This is a genomic window from Halomarina ordinaria (genome assembly GCF_030553305.1).
Taxonomy (GTDB): Archaea; Halobacteriota; Halobacteria; order Halobacteriales; family Haloarculaceae; genus Halomarina; species Halomarina ordinaria.
Map to the genome: position 1 here is coordinate 519,608 of NZ_JARRAH010000001.1, position 24,109 is coordinate 543,716.

Below are 24,109 nucleotides of genomic sequence, written 5' to 3' on the forward strand. Positions count from 1 at the left end.
TTCCTTGAGATACGGTTTTGTCGCGTTCGTCCCTGGCTTGTGACGACATGCCATATACGCCACCGAACGTGCGAGCGCCGACGCCCGAGGACCTCCACGAGATGGCCGACCGCCACCACATGAGCCTCACCGACGACGAGGTGGAGGACTTCCTCGCGGTCATCGAGGGGACGCTGGGCGGCTACGAGCGACTGGACGAACTGGTCGAACCGACGCCGACCGTCGAGTTCACCGACCGCGACCCGGGCTACCGGCCGGACCGCGAGGAGGACCCCCTCAACGCCTTCGTCACGAAGTGCGAGGTACGGGGTGCCGACGACGGCCCGCTCGCGGGACTCACCGTCGGCCTGAAGGACAACATCGCCGTCGCGGGCGTCGAGATGACCTGCGGGTCGAAGCTCTTCGAGGGGTACGTTCCGCGAACGGACGCGACCATCGTGACGCGCCTGCTCGGCGCCGGCGCCACCATCACCGGGAAGACGAACATGGAGGACATGGCGTTCTCGGGGAGCGGCGAACTCTCGGCGACCGGTCCCGTGCTCAACCCGCAGAGCGAGGACCACATCGCCGGCGGCTCCTCCAGCGGCTCCATCGCGGCCGTCGTCTCCGGCGAGGTGGACGTCGCCATCGGCGGCGACCAGGGTGGGTCGGTGCGCATCCCCGCGTCGTGGAGCGGCGGCGTCGGCCACAAGCCGACGCACGGGCTCGTCCCCTACACGGGCATCGTCGGCCTCGGCCACTCCTTCGACCACACGGGGCCGATGTGCCGCACGACCGAGGACTGCGCGCGCGTCCTCGACGTCGTCGCTGGCCCGGACCCGCTCGACCCGAGACAGAAACGGGACGTCGCGGTCGAGGACTACGAGGAGGCGCTCGACGGCCGGGCGGAGGAGGTCACCGTCGGCGTCGTCACCGAGGGGTTCGGTCACGAGGAGAGCGAACCGGGCGTCGACGAGACGGTGCGGGAGGCGCTCGACGCCTTCGAGGCCGCAGGTGCGACCGTCGAGGAGGTGTCGATTCCGATGCACCTCGACGGCCTCCCCATCTGGAACGCCATCGTGATGGAGGAGACGGCGGCGCTCGTGCGTGACGACGGCGTGGGACGCTACGGTCTCGGCTACTACGACACGGCGTTCGCCGACGCCTTCGGCCGCGCGCGGCGCGCGCAGGCCGACGACTACCTCACCACGGTGAAACTGACGCTCCTCCTCGGCGAGTACCTCTCGGACCGCTACCGCGGTCACTACTACGCGAAGGCCCAGAACCTCCGGCGGTCGCTGGCCGACGACTACGACGCCGAACTCGCGGACGTGGACGTGCTGGCGATGCCGACGACGCCCCAGACCGCCCACGAGGTGCGCGAGGACCTCACCCGCGTCGAGGCCATCGAGCGGGCGCTGAACATGCTCGCGAACACGGCCCCGTTCGACGTCACCGGCCACCCGGCCATCTCCGTCCCGGCGGGGACGAGCGACGGCCTCCCGGTCGGGCTGATGTTCGTCGGCGAGCGCTTCGACGACGCGACGGTGCTCCGTGCGGGCGACGCCTTCGAACGGTCGGTGTCCTAGTCGGGAAGAAGCGGGGAGGACTCCGACCGGGAGGAGTCGGAGCGGCGTCCGCATCGCAGGGGGCCGAAAGTGCGGGGACCTGTGGTGTGGACGCGGGTGTACATGGGGAACAGAACGGTTTATACGCATCCCCTGTCGGGTGTCTCACCGAGTGAGACATCGTGCACCGTCAGGCGATTTCGACGGGGCGTGCGGCGTCGCGGTGGCGCGCGAAGAGGGTCGAACACCACTCGACGAACGCCTCGTCCGTCCCGTCGAGCGACGCCCGGAAGCGGCCGTGGTCGTCGTAGGCGCCGACGACGGCACGGTCGCCGAACAGCGAGAGTCCGACGTCGATGGGGTCCGGGTGGACGTACAGCGTGAACGGGGCGTCCTCCGGGAGCGGGGCGTCGTCGCGCTGTCGGTTCGCGGCGCGGAACGTCTCCTCGTCGACGACGAGTTCGATGGGACAGCCCCCCTCGACCAGCGGTCGGTGGACCTCGTCGAACACGGGGCTGACGACGGGACTGACGCCACGAAACGAGTCGAACTCCGTCTCGGCCAGGAGGCGGGCGTAGCGCTCGATGGGGGCGTGGGGCGTCTTGGCGGTGGCGCGGGTCACCGTCACTGTCCGGACGGCCTCCGGAGGGACGTCGACGCTCGCGGCGTCGAGCAGCGCGAGCGTCTCGCCGGCGTCGTCGACGGCGGCGACGAGGTCCAGAAGGTCGTCGTACGCCCGCAACACGAGCGCGCCGGCGGCCGTCAGCCGGTAGGTACCGCGCTCCTTGTGAATCCATCCCCGGTCCGTGAGCCCCGTGAGCGCCCGCTGGACGGTCGCCCGGGAGGCGTCGAGGGCCGTCTCCAGCTCGCACGGCCGCGAGGGTCGGTCGCGAAGCGTCTCCAGCACCGCCACCCGGTGTTCCGACCCGGCGAGGAACTCCACGTGCTCGCGTACGCTCATCGGCACGTGCTGTGGTGCGGTCACGTATCACGCTTGCGACTGCCGGGCGCGACGGTCGCACCCGGTCGTCGTATTATGGGTTGGGATAGTCCGTATAGTTACCAGCCACCACAGGTTTAACCCGCAGCCGTCGTACTGCAACGCATGGCTGTCGAGGACAGATATTACGACCCAAGCGATCTCGATACCTCCGTCTCGTCTCTCGGTTTCGAGCACTCGGACGTCGCGGAGTATCGGGAACTCGCACGGGACCTCAGGGGGGCGCTCGACGGTGGCGTCGCCTTCGACGAGTACGCACAGATTCTCTACGCGACCGACGGAAGCATCTACCAGGCCAGACCGGCGGGCGTCGTCTACCCGAAACACGCCGCCGACGTCCGGGCGGCGGTCCAGACCGCCACCGACCACGGGGTCCCCGTGATGCCGCGCGGTGCCGGGTCGTCGCTCGCCGGGCAGGCGGTCGGCCCCGGCTGCGTCGTCCTCGACTGCTCGCGTCACATGGACAACGTCGTCGACATCGACCCCGACGGCCAGCTGGCGCGGGTCCAGCCGGGCGTCCCCCAGGACCACCTCGACGACGAACTCGCCCCCCACGGTCTGAAGTTCGCCCCCGACCCCGCCTCCTCGAACCGGGCGACCGTCGGCGGCGGCATCGGGAACAACTCCACGGGCGCGCACTCGGTCCGCTACGGCATCACCGACGCCTACACCGAGGAACTGGAGGTCGTCCTCGCGGACGGCTCGCAGATACACACCCGCGAGGTCGTCCTCGACAGCGACGAGTGGGACGACATCCTCGCACAGGACGACCTCGAAGCCCACATCTACCGCGAGGCGCGGCGACTGGTCGAGGAGAACGAAGCGGAGATCGAGGAGCGCTACCCGACGCTCAAGCGCTCGGTGTCGGGGTACAACCTCCACAAGGTCATCTACGAGAACGACGACGGCGAGGAGGTCATCAACCTCTCGAAGCTGTTCGTCGGCGCCGAGGGGACGCTCGGCGTCATCGTCGAGGCGACGGTGAGCCTCGTCACCCTCCCCGGCGAGACGGCGCTCGCGCTCTACTGCTTCGAGAACCTCGTCGACGCGATGGAGGCCGTCCCGGAGGCCCTGGAGTTCGACGCCGGCGCGGTCGAACTGATGGACGACGAGGTGTTCCGCCTCGCGCGGGAGTCCCAGGAGTTCGCGCAGTACGCCGAACCCATCCCGGAGGGGACGGCCGCCGCACTCATGCTCGAGTTCGACGACGAACTCCACGACGACTTCGAGGAGGCCATCGCCGAGACGAACGCCCACTTCGTCCACTCGGGGAAGGCCTTCGACGTCATCGAGGCCTACACCGAGGAGGACCAGGGGAAGCTCTGGAAGCTCCGGAAGGCGGCGATTCCGCTCCTGATGAGCCTCGACGGTGACCCGAAGCCCTACCCGTTCATCGAGGACGCGACGGTCCCGCCCGAGGAACTCGCGGAGTACGTCATGGAGTTCGAGCAGGTGCTCGACGACCACGACACCTCGGCGGCCTACTTCGCCCACGCCGGCAGCGGGACGCTCCACATCCGGCCCATCCTCAACCTCAAACAGGAGGGCGGCATCGAGGCGATGCACTCCATCACCGAGGACGTCACCGACCTCGTGCTCAAGCACCACGGCGCGTTCTCCGGCGAGCACGGCGACGGGATGGCTCGCACCGAGTTCAACCCGAAGATGTACGGCGACCAGCTCTGGACGGCGTTCAAGGAGCTGAAGACCGCCTTCGACCCCGACTGGCTGCTCCACCCGGGCAACGTCGTCTACCGTGACGGACCCGACGACGTCGGCCCCTCGGGCGAGCGCGGCGTGGGCGCCGACATGCGCGAGAACCTCCGCTACGGCGCCACCTACCAGTCCATCTCCCCGCAGACCGCGATGGACTTCTCCGAGGAGGGGAGCTTCTCGGAACTCGTCGAACTGTGTAACGGCTGTGGTACCTGCCGGCAGACGACGACGGACACGATGTGTCCGACCTACCGCGCCTCACAGGAGGAAATCCAGACCACGCGCGGTCGGGCGAACATGCTCCGGGCGGCCATCAGCGGCGAACTCTCGGAGGAGGAGATGTACTCCGAGCGCTTCCAGTCGGAGGTGCTCGACCTCTGCGTCGGCTGCAAGGGCTGCATGAGCGACTGCCCGACGGGGGTTGACCTGGCGAAGCTGAAGGCCGAGACGAAACACCAGTACCACGAGCGCGAAGGTGCCGGCCTCCGCGAGCGCCTGTTCGCCGACATCGACCGCCTCTCGCGCGTCGGGAGCGCGCTCGCCCCCCTCTCGAACGTCGCGCCCCACCTCCCCTACGCCCGCGAGGCGATGGAGCGCACGCTCGGTATCGCCGCCGACCGCGAACTCCCCCACTTCACGCGCACCACGCTCCGTGACTGGTTCGAGGCCCGCGGCGGGGCGCAGGTTCCCCAGGAGGAGGCGACGCAGAAGGTGCTGCTGTTCCCGGACACCTACACCAACTACAGCTACCCCGAACCGGGGAAGGCCGCGGTCAGAGTGCTGGAAGCGGCGGGCTGTCACGTCGAACTCGCCCAGGGCGTCGGCGACAGCGGTCGGCCGCCCTACTCGAAGGGGTTCCTCGACCTGGCGCGCGAGCGCGCCCGTCACAACGTCGACGCGCTCGCACCGAAGGTCCGCGACGGCTGGGAGGTCGTCTTCGTCGAACCGTCCGACGCCGTCATGTTCCAGGACGAGTACCTCGACCTGCTGACGGGCGAGGCGGTGCGCGAGGTGGCCGCGAGCGCCTACGGCGTCCTCGAGTTCCTCGACACCTACCGCCTCGACGAGGCCATCGAGTTCGGCGACGTCGGTGACTCGCTCACCTACCACGGCCACTGCAACCAGAAGGCGATGAACAAGGACCACCACGCGGTGGGCGTCCTCCGGAGAGCGGGCTACGAGGTCGACCCCCTCGACTCCGGGTGCTGTGGGATGGCGGGCAGTTTCGGCTACGAGGCCGAACACTACGACATCTCGCAGGCCATCGGCCGCATCCTCTTCCGACAGGTCGAGACGAGCCCCGGCGACGAGGTCACCGCCCCCGGTGCCTCCTGCCGGTCGCAACTCGGCGACCGCCCCGGTGCGGCGATGCCGCCCCACCCCATCGAGCGGGTGGCCGACGCCGTCGGCGAACGGCCGTGGGACGGCGCGCGCGCCGACGTCGACAGGCAGTCGCCCGCCCGCGCTATCGCGGGGCTGTTCGGCTCGCTGGTCGGCCGGTTCCGGTAGACGGGACCGGTTTCGACGCACGGCATCGCCGCGGTTCGAACGCCCACCCCGAACGTTCTTGCCAACAGTCACGTACTGTCGAGTGATGGACTACAAGGACCTCGTGGTCGTCGCACTCACGTTCCTCGTGGGGAACGTCGGTGCGACGTACGGCGCGGCCGGCGCGGTGGCGGGTATCGTCGTCGGCGCCGGCGTGGGGGCGAAGTGGGCGAGCGAGTCCGACCGCGTGCGCTCTCTGGAGCGGCGAGTCGAAGAACTGGAGCGCTAGTTACTCGAGGGGCTGGACCAGTTCGACGACGTGCCCGTCGGGGTCGTTCAGGAACGCCGTGCGCGCGCCCGCCTCGGGCTGGTCGCCGGGTTCCTTCACGACGCCGTGGTTCTCTATCTCCTCGAAGGCGGCGTCCACGTCGTCGACGCCGAGGGCGACGTGGTCGAACTGGTCGGCCTCCGCGACGACGTCCTCGCCCTCCGCGTCGGTGAGCTGGAGCTCGAAGCCGTTGCCGTCGGCGACGTAGACGTGCCGGGCGCTCCCGTCCTCGGTCGTGAACTCCCAGGAGCGCTCGAAGCCGAGCTGTTCGACGTACCAGTCCGCGCTCTCGTCTGCGTCGGCGACGTGCAGCCTGACGTGGATGAGGTCCATACGCACACCCGTGCAGGGCGAGAGGTTAAAAGACCGCCTCCCGGCGGTTCTTACGTTCCCCTACAGCCAGCCCTCGTTGAGCAGGAGTTCGCCGTTGAGTACCGACGCGCCGGCCGCGCCGCGGATGGTGTTGTGCGCGAGGCAGTTGTACTGGACGCCGCCCTCCGTCTCGCGGAAGCCCCCGGCGGTGACGGCCATGCCGTCGCCGCGCATGCGGTCGAGACGGGGCTGTGGGCGGTCCGGCTCCTCGAAGACGTGGATGAGCGGGTCGGGTGAGGAGTGGAGGTCGAGACTGGGGTAGTCACGCATCGCGTCGGCCGCGTCCTCGGTCGTGACCTCCTCGTCCGTCTCGGCCCAGACGTTCTCCAGGTGGCCGTCGAGCGTCGGGATGCGGTTGCAGGAGGCGGCGACGGCCGCGCCGTGCCACTGTACCTCCGCGCCGTCGAACGACCCGAGGAGCTTCCGCGCCTCGCTCTCCATCTTCTGCTCCTCGCCGCCGATGTGGGGGATGGCGTTGTCGAGTATCTCCATCGACGTGACGCCGTCGTAGCCCGCCCCGGAGACGGCCTGGAGGGTCGCGACGTGGACGGTGTCGAGGCCGAACGCGCGGTCGAGCGCCGCGAGCGTCGGGACCATGGTGATGGTCGAGCAGTTGGGGTTCTTCACGAGCGCGCCGTCCCACCCTCGCGAGTCGCGCTGGACCTCGAGCAGGTCGATGTGGTCGGCGTTCACCTCGGGGATGGTGAGCGGGACGTCGTCCGCGGTCCGGTCGTTCGAGGAGTTCGAGGAGACGACGTAGCCCGCCTCGCAGAACTCGGGTTCGACGCGCTCGCCCACGCTGGAGGGGAGCGAGGAGAACAGCAGGTCGACGTCGTCGGGGACGGCGTCGGCCGCGGTGCGCGTCACCGTCATCTCCGCGACGTCCGAGGGGATGGGCGTGTCGACGCGCCACTTCGCCGCCTCCCGGTAGGACCTGCCCGCGCTGTCGTCGCTCGCGGTGAGCGACACCAGGTCGAAGTCGGGATGGGGGTCGAGCAACTGGATGAGTCGTTGACCGACGGCGCCGGTCGCGCCGAGGACGCCTACGTTGACACTCATTACCGAGGCTCCGTTCGAGCGAACGAAAACGGTTGTGGTCGACGCAAGCGCCTCCCCTGTCGGAACCCCCCTACCGGGCGATTCGCGCGGCTCTCCGTCCGGGAACTCGCGCGACGCCGCGACGTCAGAAGTGTGTTACTCGACCGTGCCGCCCTTCTTGCGGGTGATGTAGCCCGCGATGCGGTTGCGGACCTCCTTGGACTCGATGTTGGTGAACTCCGTCACGAGGTCCTTGTTTCGCTCGAAGTCCGCGTTGAACGCGTCCGAGTACTTCTCGAGCAGCACGTTCCCCGTGTTCTTGACGTAGGCGGGTTTGATGGCCATACCCTATCCTGCCGACGCCGCGGCTAAAAGGATTCGTCTTCGAGTCGTCGAGGTACGGACGCACGCCGTCGGAGGCGAACGCACCGCGGGAGTGCCGCCGCTCGGGGCGTCTGAGAAGCGGCACCCGGTCACCGGTGTCGATGGAGAATCACGCAGGAGCTCATTCGGCGGTCCCCACCTGTGTTCGAGCTGTCAGAGGCACGATTCCGGTGACGTGGTGCCACTAGCAGGGGCTATGGAGCGAGGATGTAAATAATTTATTAAGATGTGGTGGGCCTCGCCGAGACGCGCGAACGCACAGCACGATTGTGGCATCCGGGGGAATGTATTTATCTGTGTACAGTATAGAATGGCGACACCAAAGCGACTATGGAGACGTGTAATCGCTGCGGGGTGCAACTCCCCGGCCGCTTCGTCGACGCCAGCCACCACGGACACGACCCGACCTGCCCGAGTTGCCGGCCACTGCCGGACGACGCCCCGGACGCGAGCGTCGACTGACGGGCCCCACCTCAGGAGCGGCGACCCTCCCCGTTTCGCTCGCCTTCGAGCGCCGTGGCGTCCTCACCGTCCGCGAGCGCACGCTCGCGGATACGCTCGTCCCACTCGACGAACATCCCGTACTCGGCCATCGTCTCGATACCGGCGAGGGCCGCCCGGAGCTTCACTCCCAGCAGCGGCACGTCCGCCACGCTGATGATGACGTCCGCCTGCAGGACCGCCCCGTCGCGAAGGAGGACGTCCACGAGGTCGACGAGGGCGTCGTCGGTGTCCCTACGCGGCTCCATCCGGGTCCCCCCGTTCGGTGTCGCCCTCCGACTCCTCGCCCTCCTCACCCTCCTCGCCGATGGCCGGCGCGAAGGTGTACGGCGGCCACGGGCCGGTGTAGCGCACCTCGACGCCGGGGTCGGCGGCCACCTCGTCGAGTTCCTCGCCCGCCGCGGACGCGCCGTCCTCGGTGGCGAGCATCGCGAGGCGCGCGAGCGTCACGGCGTCGCTCTCGCGCTCGACCAGCCCGCCGGTCTGGGGTCGTCGCGAGAGCGCCCGCACCTCCCGCGCGTGCGGCCGGACGCGGTCGAGGAGTTCTTCGGTCCGGTCGTCGCCGTGGGCCCGCTTCGCCTCGCGGAGTTTCCCCTCGTACTGCTTCTCCAGGAGGTGGGCCGTCCCGCCGCCGGCCGACTCCACGCGCTCGTGGAGGGCTGCGAGCTCCGGGTCCGCCTCGACGATGGCCGCCTCGAACGCCTCCGGGTCACGGCGCACCTCGATGCGGTACTCCCAGTGGTCGGCGAGGTCCGCGAGGTGTTCGGCCAGCGTCTCGCGCTCGTCGGCCAGCCACGCGAAGACGTCGTCGTCGTCGCCCGCGAGCAGGGTGTCGAACCGGAAGGGCAGCGGCGTCCCGAACTCCTGGCCGACGGCGTCGATGACGCGCTGGTGGGCGAGCAGCCAGCGCTGGACGGCGACGGCGTCCTCGGAGTCGTACTGTTCGGCGCGCTCGTGGACGACGACGCCGACGCCGTCGTCCGCGAGGAGCGAGACCGGGTCGCCGTCGATGCCCTCCACGTCGAGGGTCCGGCGGGCGGGGCCGTCGGGGACGGCCACCGCACAGTAGAGGTACCGCCCCTCCTCACTCATCGCCGACCGCCTCCCAGCCGCCGTCGTCGACGCGGTCGAGGAAGTCGCCGACGAGGCCGTCGAGGTCGCGCCGGAGGTCGTCGACCGGTTGCTCCAGGTCCTGACTGGTCTTCAGGTGCTCCAGTTCCTCCTCCAGCGCGGCCAGTTGCGTGCCGAGGCGCTCTATCTCCTCGTCGGAGAGCGCCCCCGACTCCATCCGGCGAACCGCCTCGCGTTCGAGCGCCTCGACGACCACCTCCACGACGGCGATGACCAGCGAGAGCAGCCCGTCGCTCGCCCGGTCGCCGTCGACGTCAATTCTCGTCATCTCCCCCCTCGGTGTCCCCGTCGCCGTTCGTCTCACCACCCGTCTCGGCGTCGGTCGCGTCGGACCCGTCCGTGTCCGTCTCGTCCCCATCGTCCGTCTCGCCGGAGGCGTCGCCCTCGTCGGAAGCGTCGCCCTCGCCGCCGGTCGCTCCCCCGGCGGCCGTCTCCCCCAGTTCCTCGACCGGCGCGGACATGTCGATGGGTTTCTCGGACTCGATGTCCTCCAGGCTCTCCCGTCCGGAGGCGTGTTCGACCCGGCGCAGGTCGGTCCCCTCGGGGAACTCGAGGCCGTACTCGGCGGCCGTCTCGAACGAGGCCAGCGCCGCCCGGAGGCGAATGCCGAGCAGTTCCGTCTCGCCGATGCTGACGACGATGTCGGCGTTGATGACGACCCCCTTGTCGAGGAGCATCTCGACGACGTCCGCGAGGCTGTCGCTCCGGGGGCGTACCGACCCGTCGGCGTCGTAGCGTTCGGGTTCAGCCATCGTCCTCACCCTCGTCCTCGCTTCGCTGGCGGAGGCGGCGTCCGACCAGTCGTTCGGTGTTCGGTGCCTCCGAGTGGCGCGTCTCGCGGGGGACCGTCGAGGCGCGTCCCGCGAGCCCCGCGTCCCGGCGCGCCGACGGGACCAGCGAGACGGCCGTCGGGTTGCGCGAGGACGACTGCTGGTGCTCGGGCATTCTCTCCTGGGCCTTCTCGGTCGCCGCCTCCAGTTCGTCGCGCGCGTCGAGCGCCACCTCGCGGAACTCCGACAGCGACTCGGCCAACTGCTGCTGGACGCCCGCCTGGATGGCCTCGACGGGGATGCGGTCGTCGTCACCGTCGCCATCGCTCCCGCCACCGTCCCCGCCGCCGAACCCGACGTCGCCCGTGTCGAGGCCGAACCCGCCGCCGTCGTCGCCCTCGTCCTCGCTCTCCTCGTCGACCAGGCCGACCTCGGCGAGCGCCGCCTCCAGTTCCTGCTTGTTGCGCCAGAACTCCCGCACGTCGACGCTCGACCAGAGTTCGCCGAGGTCGACGAGGCGGTGGAGTCGCGAGAGGGCGACCCCGTCGTCGAGGTCACCGGTCGCGAGTTCCCCCACGTCGATCACCTCCGGGAGTTCCGACGGCTCGGCCGACGCCGCGGCGTCGTCGACGTCGACGGTCTCCAGTAGCTCTTCGGCCTCGCGGGCGACCGCGAGCAGGTCGTCGACGGCGTCGACGGCGTCCTCGACGGCCCCGTCCCCCAGCGCGAGGGAGACGAGGTCGGCGAGGTCGTCGCGCGCGCGTTCGACGAGGGCGGTCACGGACGGTTCGGTCTGTGTGGATTCTTGAGACATGGTCAGCGTTTCACCTCGACCCGGCCGCTCAGGTGTTCGCGCGCCTCCTCCGCGAGCGCGATACGGTCGCGGACGTCGTCCTGGCGCAGTTCGTACTCCTCGCGGGAGAGCTCCCCCAGTTCGAACAGCAGCCGGTTCTCCTTCAGTTCGTCGCGGAGTGCCCCGACGTCGTACAGCTCCTCGATGGCCATCGAGTGGAGGACGTTCCCGATGGCGACCAGCGGGCGCAACAGGAGGTCGTCGAGGATGAACATCAGCGCTGGGCCCCGATCTCGATGTCGACGAAGTTGTACGGCGCGTACGGACCGGTGTACTGGACCGTCACCTCCTCGTCGTAGTCGGCCTCCAGTTCCTCCACCGCGATGTCGAACGCCTCGCGGTCGGCGCGCTCGACGAGGTACGAGCGGTTGAACGCGAGGCGGTCGCTGAACAGGCCGTTGTCGACCTCCCCCTCGCTCACCGCCGACAGGCGCTCGGAGGCGTCCTCGGCGAGCGCTTCCCGGTCGACCGTCGAGTCCTCCGGGACGATGCACTTCACCCCCAGTTCGACGGTGCCGTCGAGGTCGCGGAGCGCGCGCGTGAACGCCGGGCGCGCCTCGCGCAGGACGCTCTTCAGCGTCCGGCCGTTCTTGAACACCATCCCGAAGCGCATCGGGACGAGCGTGAGCGGGTCCTCGCCGGTGATGACGTCGCGGATGACGTCGTCGTGCGCGCGCGTGTTCTCGTCGGTCTCCTCGGGTTCGAGGTCGTCGACGTCGGTCACCACCGCCGAGAGCGGGCCGTAGTCGACCGTGTAGAGGCGCTCGCCGCCGTCGACCCCCTCGACGCTCCGTTCGAGGTCGGTCTCGTGGGTGACGCCGTAGACGTAGAGGTGGGCGTCGCTCATCGCCGTCGACCCCTGCGCCCCCCGGCGCGTACGCGTGGGACGGTAGGCGAGCGGGGCGGGGACCACGACCGAGAGAGAAAGTAGCGACTCATGTGGGGTCTCTCACTCGCTATTGCGTCTTAACTCTGGGGGCAGAAAGGATAAGTAGCGCAGTGGAGTGGGGACTACACGATGTCCAGCCAACGACCGGGTACATCTAGTCTGGCAGACGTGCTCGACCGTATCCTCGACAAAGGTGTCGTCATCGACATCTGGGCGCGGGTCTCCATCATCGGTATCGAGATCCTCACCGTCGAGGCGCGCGTCGTCGTCGCGTCCGTCGACACGTTCCTCCACTACGCGAGGGAGATGTCGAAGATAGAGATAGCGAGTCAGTCCGGCGAGCTAGAGGACCTGCAGGACCTCGACCGCTCGACGACCCCGCTGGTCGAACCGGCCGGCTCGTCGTAACCCCGACTGACACCCCTTATTGACCAATGAGCGAGGCAGAATCGACCGACGACGGCGCCGGTCAGTGTCGAGCACTGACGGGCGACGGAAGCCGCTGTGAGCGCCCCGCCCGAGAGGACGGGTTCTGCTACCAGCACGACGAGGAGGACCCAACAGTGAGCGAGGCCGACACGGACGACGAGGAATCGAGCGGCGAGAACGCCGAGAGCGACGAGGACGAGTCGGACGGCGAGAGCGCCGCCGCCAGCATCCTCGAGGTCCGCGAGTCGGTCATCGAGGTGGCCCCCGACCTCATCGGGCGGCCGCTCGACGGCGTCTCCGCGGTCGAACAGCCCGGAGACGGCGACGGCTGGCGCGCGAGCGTCGAGGTCATCGAGCGCCGGGCCGTCCCGGACTCCTCGGACATCCTCGGGGAGTACCACGTCGACCTCGACGGCGACGGCACCGTCACGGGCTACCGTCGCGTGCGGCGCTTCCGCCGCGGCGACACCGACGACGAGGAGTTCTAACCCTCGTCGGTGCCCTCACGGGCGCCACGCGACCAGTTCTTCGAAACGCTCCCAGGCGGCGCGCTCGCGTGCGCCGGCGCAGGCGTCGACGACCGACTCGAAGTAGCGGATGCGCTCGCGCAGCACCTCGTCGTCGTACCCCGCGACGCCGAGGCGGGAGGCGGCCACCGTCGCCTCCACCACGGCGGCGCGCGCGCGGTTCGTCGTCGGGACGACCCGGCGTTCGACGGCCGCCTCGACGGGCACGAGTTCCCACTCCGTCCACTCGGTGTCGCTCTCCTCACCCGCGTCGACGACTGCGACGGTGACGTGCGCCCACGCGTCCGCGCCGTCGAGGACCGGGGCGTCCTCCTCGCGCACCGAGCAGGCCGCCTCGACGAAGTCGACGGGGTCGCGCGTGAACTGGACGTACCCCTCGCCACGCTCGCGGAAGTTCCGCCACGTCCGGGTTCGCCCCCACGTCCGGGCGGTCACCGGGCCGCCGTCCTCGGGTGCGAACAGGCCGAGCGCGGCGACGTTCCAGCGCTCGTTCGGGCCGAGCGTCGTCACCACCGACTCGGTGACGCCCGCGAGCGCGACGGGCCACCCGGCGAGGTCGTCGGACCCGTTCATACGGGGAGGCCCCGTTCCAGCGCGACGAACAGCGCGCCGGCGGTGAGGTCGGCCGTCGTCCCCGGGTTGATACCCTCGGCGACGAACGCCTCCGCCAGCGCCTCGGGGTCCGTCTCGCCGTCGAGCGCCGCCCGTGCCCGCGCGCTCGCCTCGCGCGCCGCTTCGGGTCCGCGTCGCTTCACGACGAACGTGTCGGGTTCGGCCGCCAGCAGTTCGAGGAAGACCCGCGCGGCGCGGTCCGGGGCCGGCCCCTCGCTCGCGGTGATGCGCTCGGCCGCTCCGAACGTCCGGGGGAACCCCTCGACCCACTCGCGGGCCACGCCGTCGACGCTCGCGCTGCGCTCCAGCACGTCGAACAGCGTCAGCCCCCGCTCGCGGATGGCGGGTTCGGCCGCGCTCCCCCGGCGGACGTCGAGCGGTTCCAGCCCGGCGGGGGGGTCAGGGACGCCCACGTCGACGTGTTCGAACGCGCGGTAGAACGTGCAGGCGTCGTCGACGGTCGTCGCCTCGCAGACGCGACGGACGCCCCCCTTCGAGAGGGCCCCCTCGCTCGCCGCGCGGACGAGCGGAACGAGCACCAGCAGCGCGCCGAACTGCGTGTTCCCGCCGCGCTGTTCGGCCATCCCGGCGACGGCCCGTTCGAAGGCCTCGCCTATCGGCCCGTCGCCCCCCGCGAGGCGGAGGCCGGGCGCGCTCCCGACCGCCCCCGCGAGGAAGTGTTCGAACCGGAGGTCGTCGTGGTCGCGCCGGCGGTCGACGTTGCCCGGCTTCGGCGTCCCGGCCACCTCCAGCAGGAGCGCGAGTTCCGCGTTCCGCGCGTGGTCGCGCCTCACCATCGGCCGTCGACCCTCCCCGGGCGGCGCGCGTCGGCGTCGAACCACTCGTCGGCGGCCGCCCGGACGCGCGCGAGCACGCGCGGGTCGTCGCTCGGCCGCCCGACGCTCACCGCGTCGGCGCCGTGCCCGAGGTACTCCCGGACGGTCGCCCGGTCGCGGACGCCGTTGTTGGCGACGAGGAAGCAGTCGCACGCGTTTCGAACGTCGGCGACGACCGACTCCGCGTCCATCGCGTCGACGTGTAGCACGCCCGCGCCGGCGCGCTCGACCCGACGGGCGAGGTCGGGGAGGTCGACGCCCTCGACCTCGGCGCGGACCTTCACGCTCACCGTCGCGCCGGCGTCGCTCGCCGCCCGGACCTGGGCGGCGAGGCGTTCGGGACGTCGAAGCAGCGACTCGCCGGCGCCCGCGGCGCACATCTCCGCCTGCCGGCAGTGGGCGTTCACCTCCAGTATCGCGTCGTGTGCACGACAGACTGCGCCCACGCGCCGGAGCGGCGCAAGTGTCGCGCTCCGGACGTTCACCGCCGGGCGGAGCGGGACGCCGTCGAGCGCTTCGAACTGGCGCTCGACGAACGCGACGGGGTCGGGGGGGAGGAACTCCTCCCGGTCGCGGTCGACCATGGCGCGGGCGGCGTCGCGCGTCGCGTCGTCGAGTGCGATACCGCCGAGGAACGCACACCCGGCGTACCGACTCCCCCGGCGCGCCCACCCGGCGTCCGCGGCCCCGCTGAGGCTGGCGAGCGCCACGCGGGGGGCGAACTGACTCATCGGACGGCCTCCAGCGCCTCGCGGACGGCGCGCGCGACCCGCTCGCTGTCGGCGTCCGTGTCGAGGGTCGTGTCCGTCCGGACGACCGGGCGTCCCAGGTCGGTGGGGTCCGCCTCGTCGAGGACGAACGCGTCGGCGAAGGGGTAGGCCTCGGCGACGCCGGCGGTCGAGGGGTCGTAGCCGACGGCGGCCATGAGCGTCGCCGCCGGGCCGGAGAACACCCGGTCGCCGACGAACGGCGAGACGACGACGACCGGCGTCGCCGCCAGCGCGCGGCCGACGGCGTCCATCGCCAGCATCGGCCCGAGGCTCGTCACCGGGTTCGATGGCCCGACCACGACGGGGTCCGCGAGGGCGGAGCGGACGGCCGCCGTCGGCTCTGCGGTCTCGGCCCCGCGGAACTCCACCTCCGTGACGGTCGGCGCGCCGCCCTCCGCGACCCACCACTCCTGGAAGTGCATCGGCCCGTCGGGGGTGTGGACGAGCGTCGCCACCGGGTCGTCGCTCATCGGGAGGAGGTCGCGGTCGAGGCCGAAGGCGTCGGCGAGGAGTCGCGTCGCCTCCGTGAGCGTCCGCCCCTCGTCGAGGAGGCTCGTGCGCGTCAGGTGGACGGCCCGGTCGCGGTCGCCGATGTACATGAACTCACCGACGCCGGAGAAGCGCCGCCAGCGCGCGATGTCCCGCCCCGCGGTCTGGCGGGCGGCGGGGAGGTAACGCGCGCCCGCGTCGAGGCCCGCCCGCTCCGCGATGGCGCCCAGTTCCTCGTGGGTCGTCCCCTCGTCGTCGTCGATACCCCACCACGTCTCCCGGTCGAGGACGCCGCCGTCGAGGAAGAGGACGGTGTCGAGGTCCGGCGAGACGAACAGGCCGCCGAGTTCCACGTCGTCGCCCGTGTTGCCGACGACGGTCGTCCCCCCCGGCGGGAAGACGTCGGCAGCCCCCGCGAGCAACTTCGGCGTGCCCGTACCGCCTGCGAGGAAGGTCGTCATACCCGCCACTCCCGCACGGTGACGCTAAACCGTTGCGCCTGTTCGGCTCGCCGCGGCCCCTAGACATACCTCGGTGCGTCGAGTGGCGTCGCACATGGCGCTCGAAACGTACCGACTGGTCGTCGAAGAGACCGACAACCGCGAGGGAATCACCGCGGACGTCTACGGCGAGAGCGACACCATCGTCGAGACGACGCGCCTCCCCTACGAGGACTACGGCCTGACGGCGGGCGAGGAGGCCCCCGACGCGAGAGAACAGGAGTTCACGGCGGACGTGCTCACCCTCACGCTCCAGCACGGACGGGGGGACGGCACCTTCGAGGTGCGCGTCCTCGGCGACGGCGACGAACTCGCCGTCGAACGCATCGCGGACGACGACTGGGGCCTCGCCGCCGAGTAATCGGACCGGTCGCCGAGGGAGCCCCCGTACCGTCCGCGAGGTGCCGCCGCCGGCCGATTGTTTTTACGTGAACGCGACGAACCCGGCGTATGACGACCATCAAGGACAGCGTCCACGACCACATCGAGGTCACGGGCGTGGCGGAGGCCCTCCTCGACACCCCGATGGTCCAGCGGCTCCGACGCATCCGACAACTCGGGACCGTGGGGCTCGTCTACCCCTCGGCGAACCACACCCGCTTCGAGCACAGCCTCGGCGTCTACCACTTGGCCGAGGGGGCGCTCGCCCACCTCGACATCGACGGGACGACGGCGGAACGCGTCCGGGCGGCCGCGCTCCTCCACGACGTGGGCCACGGCCCCTACAGCCACAACGTCGAGGGCGTCATCCACCGCCACACGGGCAAGTATCACGACGACGTCGACGACCTGCTCCGGACCGGCGAGGTGGCGGCCGTCCTCGCCGACTACGACCTCGACCCGGCGCGTATCGCCGCCCTCGTCCGGGGCGACGGGGAACTCGGACAGCTCGTCTCGGGCGAACTCGACGTCGACCGCATGGACTACCTGGTCAGGGACGCCCACCACACCGGCGTCCCCTACGGCACCATCGACCACCAGCGCCTCGTCCGCGAACTCCGGTTCGTCGGCGAGGAACTCGTGCTCGCGGAGGGGAACGTCCAGACCGCCGAGAGCCTCCTGCTCGCGCGCGCGTTGATGACGCCGACGGTGTACAACCACCACGTCGCGCGCATCGGGAAGGCGATGCTCCGCCGGGCGACCGAGCGCCTGCTCGCCGAGGGCGACGTCGCCGCCGAGGACCTCCGGCGCTTCGACGACCACTCGCTGCTCGTCGCCCTCCGGGAGTGCGAGGCGACGGCGGCAATCGCGAGCCGACTCGACCGCCGCGCGCTCTACAAGCGGGCGGTGTGGGCGGAGTTCGACGACGTCTCCGACGCGCTGCTCGACGCCACCCACGGGGAGGTGACGGACCTCGAACGCGAGGTGGCCGACGCCGCCGGCGTCGCCGCCGAGTACGTCGTCCTCGACGTCCCGGCTCGGCCGTCGATACCGGAGTCGACGAGCCGGGTCGTCGTCAACGGGAACGTCCGGCGACTGGAGGGGCAATCGACGCTCGTCCAGGCGCTCGTGCGCGTCCAGCGCGAGCAGTGGCGCCTCGGCGTCTACGCGCCCGACGAACACACGGCGGCCGTCGGGCGCGCCGTCGAGCGGGTGCTCGGCCTCGACCTCGACGCGCTCGTCAGCGACGTCCGGACGGGCCGCCACCGGACGCTCGACGAGTTCAGCGAGAACTAAGGGGGCGTACCGTGGCTATCGACCATGGACATCGAGGGGACGATACTGACGGGTCGCGACTTCGACCCGGTCCGGGGCCGGGTCGTCGTCGAGGACGGTCGTATCACGGCGATAGAAGAGGAGCGCGTCGAGTCGACGGACGTGGTGCTCCCGGCGTTCGTCAACGCCCACACCCACGTCGGCGACTCCATCGCGAAGGAGGCCGGCGCGGGCCTCTCGCTCGACGACCTGGTCGCGCCGCCGGACGGGTTGAAACACCGCCTGCTGCGCGCCGCGAGCGACGACGACCTCGTGGCGGCGATGCGCCGCTCGCTCCAGTATATGCAGCGCGGCGGGACCGGGACGTTCCTCGAGTTCCGCGAGGGCGACGTCGCGGGTGTGCGCCTGCTCGACCGGGCCGCCGAGGGCCTCGACGTCGACCCGGTCGTCCTCGGGCGCGGGTCGGCCGACGTCGTCGACGTGGCGGACGGCTACGGCGCCAGCGGCGCGCGCGACGCCGACTTCGAACGCGAGCGGGCGGCCACCCGCGAGGCCGGGAAACTGTTCGGTATCCACGCCGGCGAGCGCGACGACGAGGACATCCACCCGGCGCTCGACTACGACCCGGACTTCCTCGTCCACCTCGTTCACGCCGGCGAGGACCACCTCGACCGCATCGAGCGCGAGGGCGTCCCCGCGGTGGTCTGTCCCCGCTCGAACCTCGTGACGGGCGTCGGCTTCCCGCCCATCGAGACGCTCGCGGAACGGACCACCGTCGCCCTCGGGACGGACAACGTGATGATGAACGCCCCGTCCATGTTCCGCGAGATGGAGTTCGCGGCGAAACTGACCGACCTCGACGCGCCGGCCGTCCTCCGCATGGCGACGGTCGCCGGCGCGGACATCGCGGGGCTGAACCGCGGCTGCGTCGAACCGGGCCGTGAGGCCCACCTGCTGGTCCTCGACGGCGACTCCGACAACCTCGCGGGGGTGCAGGACGTCGTGCGGGCGGTCGTCCGCCGCGCCGGCGTGAGCGACGTGAAACGGGTCGTGCTGCCGTAGCGCGCTCAGACCGGCCGGAGGTGTTCGCAGTCGCCCGCGCTGACTCGCACGACGCCCTCGCCGGTGTCGACGAGGAGCGTCCCCGGTTCCTCGACGTCGACGGCCTCGCCGACCACCTCGCCGCCGGGCGTCTCGACGCGCACCCGCTGGCCGAGCGTGAGCGCGAGGTCGCGCCACGCAGGGAGGACGACGTCCGGGTTCCCCCGGAGCTCGTCGAAGGTCTCGAGGAGTCGCTGGACGAACACGCGCCGCGAGACGGTCGCCCCCTCGGCGCGGAGGCTCGTCGCGCCCTCGGGGAGGTCCTCGCGGGTCGCGTCGGCGTTCACCCCGATGCCGCAGACGAGCCACGCCACGCGGTCGGTCTCGCCCTGCACCTCGGTCCGGATACCGGCGAGTTTCCGACGCTCCTCGCCCGCGAGGACGTCGTTGGGCCACTTGATGCGCGCGTCGACGCCCGCCTCGCGGGTGGTGCGGGCGATGGCGACGCTCGCCGCGAGCGTGTAGAGCGGTGCGCGGGTCATCGAGAGGTCGGGCCGACAGACGACGCTCAGGTAGACGCCGCCGGGCGGCGACTCCCAGGTCCGGTCGAGGCGCCCTCTGCCGCCGGTCTGTTCGTCGGCGACGACGACCACGTCCGTCGCGCCCGACTCCGCGAGGACGCGAGCGCGCCGGTTCGTGCTGTCGAGGCTGTCGTGGTGTTCGACCGTAAAGGGGGCGTCGAGGCCGAACTCGAGGGCTTCGAGCCCCTCGTCGGGGACCGAGACGAGCGCGTAGCCCGCCTCCCCGCTCTCGACCTCGAAGCCCGCCTCGCGCAGCGCCTCGACGTGCTTCCACACCGCGGCCCGGGAGACGTCGAGTTCCTCGGCCAGCGCCGGTCCCGGGACCGGACCGTCGGCGAGCGCGGCGAGCACCCGCCGTCGCGTCTCGTTCATGCCCGCGGTTGCGTCCGCCGACCCTTCTACCTGCCTCTATCGGTCGACCGACCGGTCCACCGCCCGGTCGTACCACGCCGGCCGCGAGAGGCGCGCCGACCCGCTGGAACCTCCGCGGGCGTCGCGTACGCCGAGATGTCACTCGGGGAGTATCGCTGTCGAGCGGGTGCGTCGCTCAGAAGGGAACGTCGTCGGGGTCGTAGCCGACCGGCGTCTCCGCCCCGAAGCCGGTGTCGGCGTGGACGACGTCGATTTCGGGTATCTCCTGGACGAGGCGCGTCTTCAGCGCCTGTATCGTCATCGGGGAGATGCCACAGCCGCTGCAGGCGCCCCCGAGCGCGACGGTGACGCTCCGCTTCTCGACGTCCAGGTCGCGGATGGCGTGGCTCCCGCCGTGCATCTGTATCTGCGGGAAGTTGCGCATCACGAACCGCGAGACGCGCTCCCTGAGTTCCTCCTCGTCTACCCCTTCGAGGCTCATCGGTGGAGAAACGCGCCGACGCGACTTAGCGCCGTCGCTCGTGCGCGCCGTGCTCGCTCCCGCCGTCCTCAGTCCGTCTCCGCGAGTATCTCCTCGACGGTCTCCCAGTTGGTCCGGACCCGGTCGCTCGGGAGGTAGACCGTGCCGTAGCCGCCGCCGCTGTCCCGGACGAGGCCGTTCGTCTGGAGTACCTCCAGGTGGTGGCGGACCGTCTTGTAGTCGAGGCCCAGTTCGCTCGCCAGCTGGTTCGCGTTGCGCGGGCGCTCCGCGACCGCCTGGAGTAGCCGGGCACGGTTCGGGCCGCCGCGCGTCCCTCCCAGGACGTACCAGAGTTCCCCCTCCATCACACGGTTCCTCGGGCGTCGAAAGCACGGGCTCTCGGCCGTGCGAGTTGTGGTTGTCCCTGCATCGGTTGTCACTCGCCGCGACGGTGGCCCGGCACGCGAGCGGCGATGCGCTCACCCCTCACAACGGCCGGGACGCGCTTATCCCCTGCGGCTAGCCCCCATACCGCTAGAGTTCCCCTCTCGGGGAGACTCCGTGGACGGTGAGCCACACGAACCGGTGAATATATTGAAGAATTGAAGCAGATAACCGGAAACGAGATTGTTTTTCTGTCGATTTTGGGCCTAAATTGGGAAAACCGATAACAATTCTCTCGACCGACGTTTATACCGAGGCACCCATGACAGACACAGATAGACGGACGGTTCTCAAGTTGCTCGGCGTCGCGGGGGCGGCGAGCGCACTCGGCGGCGTCGGCTTCGTCAGCGCGAACGAACACGAGTCGAACGAGACGGCCAACGAAACCGACGGCGAGGAGATGGTACCCGGGGCCGCAGGGGGGCTCGCGACCGGTGGCGTTCGCGTCGGCCACCTCTCTCCCGACACCCCGCCGGTCGACGTCTACGTCGGCGTCGACGCGGAGTTCGACCCGGCCGACACCTCCCCCGCGCTGGCCGGCCTCGAGTACGGCACCTTCGCGCCGGGCGCGACGGGCCGGTACTTCGAGGTCCCCGAGGGGACGTACGCGCTGAAGGTCACGCCCGCCGGCGACCCCGAGACGGTGGCCATCGACGTCCCCGAGTTCGAGGTGGTCGAGGGCCAGGACGCGACGGTCCTCGCGGTCGGCGAACTCGACCCCGAGTCCGACGAACCGGCGCTCGAACCGCTCGTCATCACCGACACCGAGGGCGAGGACCTGCCCGACCCCTCGGCGGGCGAGGCCGCCATCCGGTTCGTCCACGCCTCCCCGGACGCCGGGGCGGTCGACATCGCCGTCGCCGACCGGACGGTCGCCGAGGACGTCGAGTTCGGCGGCGTGAGCGACTACGTCCCGAGCGAGGACTGTACGCAGGTGCTCCAGGTCATCGCCGGCGGCGTCCCGGCGCTCGTCCTCCAGGCGTACCTCCCCGGCGGGACGAAGTCGACGGCGTACGTCGTCGGGAGTGTCTCGCCTGACGGTGGCGGCGACGACAGCGCGAACGCGACCACCGCGACGAACGAGACCGCGAACGACACCACCGGCAACGAGACCGACGCCGCGGACACCGGGTCGCTCGCGACCGAGGACCAGCCGCTCGGCGCCGTGGCGACCATCGACGCCGTCGCGCCGCTCGACGTGACGCCCATCGACCTCGGCGGCGAGGCACCGGCTGACGACGAGGACGAGGTGGCAGACGACAACGTCACCGACGACAACGCGACGGACGACGCCAACGAGACGGTCGGTAACGCGACGGCCAACGAGACGGCCGACAACGCGACCGTCAACGAGACCGTCGACAACGCGACGGCCAACGAGACGAACGACACCGGTTACTGAGCGGGTCGACCGGTCGTCGCGGTCCACGTTCCGTTTTTCATCGTTCGAGCCGCTCGGTCGAGACCGTGGACGGTCGACGACGGACGGAGAGGATTCAGTCGAGCGACATCAGCGCATCGCCCATGTCGACGCTCTGGCCCTCCTCGACGGCGACGGCCGTGACCGTCCCGCCGCGCTCGGCGACGACGTCGTTCTCCATCTTCATCGCCTCCAGCACGCAGAGCACGTCGCCCGCCTCCACCTCGTCGCCCTCGGCGACGTTCACCGAGAGGATGGTCCCCTGCATCTCCGCCTCTATCTGCTCGCCCTCGGCGCTCGCGGCGTCACTACTGCTACCGCCGCCGTCACCGCCGGAGCGCGAGCGACGCGGTGCCTGGCGCCTGGACTGCCCGCCACCGCCGCCGCCCGACTGCGGGAGGGCGATGCCGCCGCGTTCCTCCAGGTTCACCTCGAAGCGCTTGCCGTTGACCTCGACGGTGAACTCCCGCTCGGTGACCTCCCCGTCCTCGTCGTCGCCCTCGCTCTCGCCGGGGCCCCACCGCTCCTGGGCGGCCTCTATCTCGCTCGTGTCGAGTTCGTTGTCGAGGTAGTTGGTCGTGTGCGTGCCCGCGACGAACGCGTCGTCGGTGAGCATCAGCCGGTGGAACGGGATGACCGTCACCAGCCCCTCTATCTCGAACTCCGCAAGCGCGCGCTGCGAGCGGACGAGACACTCCTCGCGGTCCTCCCCCCAGACGATGAGTTTGGCGACCATCGAGTCGTAGTCGCCGCCGATTTTGTCGCCCTGCCGGAGGGCGTCGTCGAGGCGGACCCCGATGCCGCCCGGCGGGTCGTACGTCGAGAGCTTCCCCGTCGCGGGGGCGAACCCGTTGGCCGCGTTCTCGGCGTTGATGCGGAACTCCATCGCGTGGCCGTCGACCGCGACGTCGTCCTGTGCGAAGCCGAGTTCCGCGCCCGCGGCCACCCGCAGTTGCCACTTCACGATGTCGATACCCGTTATCTCCTCGGTGACGGTGTGTTCGACCTGGATGCGGGTGTTCACCTCCAGGAAGTAGAACTCGCCGTCCTCGACGAGGAACTCGACGGTCCCCGCGTTGACGTAGTCGGAGGCGGCGACGCCCTCGCGGGCGGACTCGCCGATGCGCTCGCGGAGGTCGTCCGAGAGCGCTGGCGACGGCGCCTCCTCGATGATCTTCTGGTGACGGCGCTGGAGCGAGCAGTCGCGCTCGCCGAGGTGCCGGACGTTCCCGTGGTGGTCGGCGATGATCTGGACCTCGATGTGGCGGGGCGCCTCGAGGTAGCGTTCGAGGTAGACCGAGGCGTTGTCGAAGTACGCCTCGCCCTCGCGCTTCGCGCTCTCGAGTTGCTCCTCGGCCTCGTCGGCGTCGTGGACGACCTTCATCCCGCGGCCGCCGCCGCCGCCCTCCGCCTTGATGGCGATGGGGTAGCCGTTCTCCTCTCCGAAGGCGTGGACCTCCTCGACGGACTCGACGGGGTCCGTGGTACCGGGCACGATGGGGACGCCCGCCTCGCGCATCACCTTCCGGGCTTTCGTCTTCTCGCCCAGTTGCTCCATCGACTCGCTGGAGGGGCCGACCCACGTGATGCCCTCCTCGCTCTCGACGAGGGCGGCGAAGTCGGCGTTCTCCGCGAGGAAGCCGTAGCCGGGGTGGACGGCGTCGGCGTCCGCCTTCCGGGCGGCCTCGACGATGGCCTCCTGGTCGAGGTAGGAGTCCGCGGCCCGCGCGGGGCCGACGTTGTACGCCTCGTCGGCGTACCGGACGTGACCGGCGTTCTTGTCCGCCTCGCTGTAGACGGCGACCGTCGAGACGCCGAGTTCCTCACAGGCGCGCATGACGCGCACCGCGATTTCACCCCGGTTCGCGACGAGAACCTTCTCGAACATGCTGTCCTGTATCAGTAGTCGTCAGATAAATGTGCAGGTAACGGGAGCGGGACGTCGGTTCCACCGA

At 70.5% G+C, this 24,109-nt stretch carries 29 protein-coding genes; 10 read left to right on the top strand and 19 right to left on the bottom strand.

Going from position 1 to position 24,109, the window contains the following annotated elements; translation table 11 throughout:
- Positions 1-47: 47 nt before the first annotated feature.
- Positions 48-1,568 (top strand): amidase, encoded by a 1,521-nt coding sequence (locus P1Y20_RS02785; protein WP_304447131.1) that lies wholly within the window; start codon positions 48-50, stop codon positions 1,566-1,568.
- Positions 1,569-1,737: 169 nt separating this feature from the next.
- Here the strand turns inward: P1Y20_RS02785 and P1Y20_RS02790 are convergent, their stop codons facing one another.
- Positions 1,738-2,508 (bottom strand): helix-turn-helix transcriptional regulator, encoded by a 771-nt coding sequence (locus tag P1Y20_RS02790; protein WP_304447132.1) that lies wholly within the window; start codon positions 2,506-2,508, stop codon positions 1,738-1,740.
- A gap of 144 nt (positions 2,509-2,652) precedes the next feature.
- On the opposite strand from P1Y20_RS02790, the gene P1Y20_RS02795 reads away from it, so the two are divergent.
- Positions 2,653-5,772, top strand: coding sequence for an FAD-binding and (Fe-S)-binding domain-containing protein (locus P1Y20_RS02795; RefSeq protein WP_304447133.1), 3,120 nt, complete (start codon positions 2,653-2,655; stop codon positions 5,770-5,772).
- Between the two features lie 85 nt (positions 5,773-5,857).
- On the top strand, positions 5,858-6,040 hold the full coding sequence (locus tag P1Y20_RS02800) for a hypothetical protein (protein ID WP_304447134.1): 183 nt from the start codon (positions 5,858-5,860) through the stop codon (positions 6,038-6,040).
- On the opposite strand, the gene P1Y20_RS02805 is transcribed toward P1Y20_RS02800, so the two are convergent.
- The 3 genes from P1Y20_RS02805 to P1Y20_RS02815 all read right to left on the bottom strand — a co-directional run bounded on the left by P1Y20_RS02805 (position 6,041) and on the right by P1Y20_RS02815 (position 7,834).
- On the bottom strand, positions 6,041-6,412 hold the full coding sequence (locus P1Y20_RS02805) for a VOC family protein (RefSeq protein WP_304447135.1): 372 nt from the start codon (positions 6,410-6,412) through the stop codon (positions 6,041-6,043). It abuts the gene before it with no gap.
- Positions 6,413-6,472: 60 nt separating this feature from the next.
- Positions 6,473-7,510 (bottom strand): aspartate-semialdehyde dehydrogenase, encoded by a 1,038-nt coding sequence (gene asd, locus P1Y20_RS02810; RefSeq protein ID WP_304447136.1) that lies wholly within the window; start codon positions 7,508-7,510, stop codon positions 6,473-6,475.
- A 135-nt stretch (positions 7,511-7,645) separates the two neighbouring features.
- Entirely contained in the window at positions 7,646-7,834 is a 189-nt protein-coding gene (locus P1Y20_RS02815; protein ID WP_304447137.1) for a 30S ribosomal protein S17e, read from the bottom strand.
- A 369-nt stretch (positions 7,835-8,203) separates the two neighbouring features.
- On the opposite strand from P1Y20_RS02815, the gene P1Y20_RS02820 reads away from it, so the two are divergent.
- Positions 8,204-8,335: a hypothetical protein gene (locus P1Y20_RS02820; protein WP_304447138.1), complete on the top strand. Its 132-nt coding sequence runs from the start codon at positions 8,204-8,206 to the stop codon at positions 8,333-8,335.
- Between the two features lie 11 nt (positions 8,336-8,346).
- Here P1Y20_RS02820 and gvpM read toward each other — a convergent pair whose 3' ends face one another.
- Genes gvpM through P1Y20_RS02855 form a run of 7 tightly spaced genes read right to left on the bottom strand, consistent with a single transcriptional unit; the run spans position 8,347 to position 11,975 of the window.
- Positions 8,347-8,622, bottom strand: a complete 276-nt coding sequence (gvpM, locus tag P1Y20_RS02825) for a gas vesicle protein GvpM (RefSeq protein WP_304447139.1) — start codon at positions 8,620-8,622, stop codon at positions 8,347-8,349.
- Positions 8,609-9,466 carry a gas vesicle protein GvpL gene (gvpL, locus tag P1Y20_RS02830; protein ID WP_304447140.1) on the bottom strand — a complete coding sequence of 286 codons (858 nt, stop codon included), beginning with the start codon at positions 9,464-9,466 and terminating at the stop codon, positions 8,609-8,611. Before gvpL ends, gvpM begins: the two co-directional genes overlap by 14 nt.
- Complete coding sequence (gene gvpK, locus P1Y20_RS02835; protein ID WP_304447141.1) at positions 9,459-9,773, bottom strand: gas vesicle protein GvpK; 315 nt, start codon at positions 9,771-9,773, stop codon at positions 9,459-9,461. The genes gvpL and gvpK overlap by 8 nt, the downstream gene beginning before the upstream one ends.
- Complete coding sequence (gene gvpJ, locus P1Y20_RS02840; protein WP_304447142.1) at positions 9,760-10,257, bottom strand: gas vesicle protein GvpJ; 498 nt, start codon at positions 10,255-10,257, stop codon at positions 9,760-9,762. The genes gvpK and gvpJ overlap by 14 nt, the downstream gene beginning before the upstream one ends.
- On the bottom strand, positions 10,250-11,089 hold the full coding sequence (locus P1Y20_RS02845) for a hypothetical protein (RefSeq protein ID WP_304447143.1): 840 nt from the start codon (positions 11,087-11,089) through the stop codon (positions 10,250-10,252). The genes gvpJ and P1Y20_RS02845 overlap by 8 nt, the downstream gene beginning before the upstream one ends.
- Positions 11,090-11,091: 2 nt before the next feature.
- Positions 11,092-11,343 carry a gas vesicle protein GvpG gene (gene gvpG, locus P1Y20_RS02850; RefSeq protein WP_304447144.1) on the bottom strand — a complete coding sequence of 84 codons (252 nt, stop codon included), beginning with the start codon at positions 11,341-11,343 and terminating at the stop codon, positions 11,092-11,094.
- Complete coding sequence (locus tag P1Y20_RS02855; protein ID WP_368662157.1) at positions 11,343-11,975, bottom strand: GvpL/GvpF family gas vesicle protein; 633 nt, start codon at positions 11,973-11,975, stop codon at positions 11,343-11,345. The genes gvpG and P1Y20_RS02855 overlap by 1 nt, the downstream gene beginning before the upstream one ends.
- Before the next feature lie 171 nt (positions 11,976-12,146).
- Here P1Y20_RS02855 and gvpA point away from each other — a divergent pair, with 171 nt between their 5' ends.
- Positions 12,147-12,425, top strand: a complete 279-nt coding sequence (gvpA, locus tag P1Y20_RS02860; RefSeq protein WP_304447146.1) for a gas vesicle protein GvpA — start codon at positions 12,147-12,149, stop codon at positions 12,423-12,425.
- A 26-nt stretch (positions 12,426-12,451) separates the two neighbouring features.
- On the top strand, positions 12,452-12,934 hold the full coding sequence (gene gvpO, locus P1Y20_RS02865; RefSeq protein ID WP_304447147.1) for a gas vesicle protein GvpO, halophile-type: 483 nt from the start codon (positions 12,452-12,454) through the stop codon (positions 12,932-12,934).
- A gap of 15 nt (positions 12,935-12,949) precedes the next feature.
- Here the strand turns inward: gvpO and P1Y20_RS02870 are convergent, their stop codons facing one another.
- The 4 genes from P1Y20_RS02870 to cofD are packed head-to-tail and all read right to left on the bottom strand — an operon-like array spanning position 12,950 to position 16,141.
- On the bottom strand, positions 12,950-13,546 hold the full coding sequence (locus tag P1Y20_RS02870; protein WP_304447148.1) for a DUF447 domain-containing protein: 597 nt from the start codon (positions 13,544-13,546) through the stop codon (positions 12,950-12,952).
- Complete coding sequence (locus P1Y20_RS02875) at positions 13,543-14,382, bottom strand: triphosphoribosyl-dephospho-CoA synthase (protein ID WP_304447149.1); 840 nt, start codon at positions 14,380-14,382, stop codon at positions 13,543-13,545. Before P1Y20_RS02875 ends, P1Y20_RS02870 begins: the two co-directional genes overlap by 4 nt.
- Positions 14,376-15,152 carry a tRNA-dihydrouridine synthase gene (locus tag P1Y20_RS02880; protein ID WP_304447150.1) on the bottom strand — a complete coding sequence of 259 codons (777 nt, stop codon included), beginning with the start codon at positions 15,150-15,152 and terminating at the stop codon, positions 14,376-14,378. The genes P1Y20_RS02875 and P1Y20_RS02880 overlap by 7 nt, the downstream gene beginning before the upstream one ends.
- Positions 15,149-16,141 (bottom strand): 2-phospho-L-lactate transferase, encoded by a 993-nt coding sequence (gene cofD, locus P1Y20_RS02885; protein ID WP_304447151.1) that lies wholly within the window; start codon positions 16,139-16,141, stop codon positions 15,149-15,151. The genes P1Y20_RS02880 and cofD overlap by 4 nt, the downstream gene beginning before the upstream one ends.
- A 94-nt stretch (positions 16,142-16,235) precedes the next feature.
- Here cofD and P1Y20_RS02890 point away from each other — a divergent pair, with 94 nt between their 5' ends.
- The 3 genes from P1Y20_RS02890 to P1Y20_RS02900 all read left to right on the top strand — a co-directional run bounded on the left by P1Y20_RS02890 (position 16,236) and on the right by P1Y20_RS02900 (position 18,898).
- Positions 16,236-16,541, top strand: a complete 306-nt coding sequence (locus P1Y20_RS02890; RefSeq protein ID WP_304447152.1) for a hypothetical protein — start codon at positions 16,236-16,238, stop codon at positions 16,539-16,541.
- Positions 16,542-16,630: 89 nt separating this feature from the next.
- Positions 16,631-17,857 carry an HD domain-containing protein gene (locus tag P1Y20_RS02895; RefSeq protein WP_304447153.1) on the top strand — a complete coding sequence of 409 codons (1,227 nt, stop codon included), beginning with the start codon at positions 16,631-16,633 and terminating at the stop codon, positions 17,855-17,857.
- 24 nt (positions 17,858-17,881) lie between these two features.
- Positions 17,882-18,898 carry an amidohydrolase family protein gene (locus P1Y20_RS02900; protein WP_304447154.1) on the top strand — a complete coding sequence of 339 codons (1,017 nt, stop codon included), beginning with the start codon at positions 17,882-17,884 and terminating at the stop codon, positions 18,896-18,898.
- A gap of 5 nt (positions 18,899-18,903) precedes the next feature.
- Here P1Y20_RS02900 and P1Y20_RS02905 read toward each other — a convergent pair whose 3' ends face one another.
- The 3 genes from P1Y20_RS02905 to P1Y20_RS02915 form a co-directional block, all read right to left on the bottom strand.
- Entirely contained in the window at positions 18,904-19,830 is a 927-nt protein-coding gene (locus P1Y20_RS02905) for a biotin--[acetyl-CoA-carboxylase] ligase (RefSeq protein WP_304447155.1), read from the bottom strand.
- A gap of 175 nt (positions 19,831-20,005) precedes the next feature.
- Complete coding sequence (locus P1Y20_RS02910) at positions 20,006-20,311, bottom strand: NifU family protein (protein ID WP_304447156.1); 306 nt, start codon at positions 20,309-20,311, stop codon at positions 20,006-20,008.
- 68 nt (positions 20,312-20,379) lie between these two features.
- Entirely contained in the window at positions 20,380-20,655 is a 276-nt protein-coding gene (locus tag P1Y20_RS02915; RefSeq protein WP_304447157.1) for an ArsR/SmtB family transcription factor, read from the bottom strand.
- Between the two features lie 341 nt (positions 20,656-20,996).
- Here P1Y20_RS02915 and P1Y20_RS02920 point away from each other — a divergent pair, with 341 nt between their 5' ends.
- On the top strand, positions 20,997-22,136 hold the full coding sequence (locus P1Y20_RS02920; protein ID WP_304447158.1) for a DUF4397 domain-containing protein: 1,140 nt from the start codon (positions 20,997-20,999) through the stop codon (positions 22,134-22,136).
- Between the two features lie 94 nt (positions 22,137-22,230).
- On the opposite strand, the gene P1Y20_RS02925 is transcribed toward P1Y20_RS02920, so the two are convergent.
- Positions 22,231-24,042: an acetyl-CoA carboxylase biotin carboxylase subunit gene (locus P1Y20_RS02925; protein ID WP_304447159.1), complete on the bottom strand. Its 1,812-nt coding sequence runs from the start codon at positions 24,040-24,042 to the stop codon at positions 22,231-22,233.
- Between the last annotated feature and the right edge of the window lie 67 nt (positions 24,043-24,109).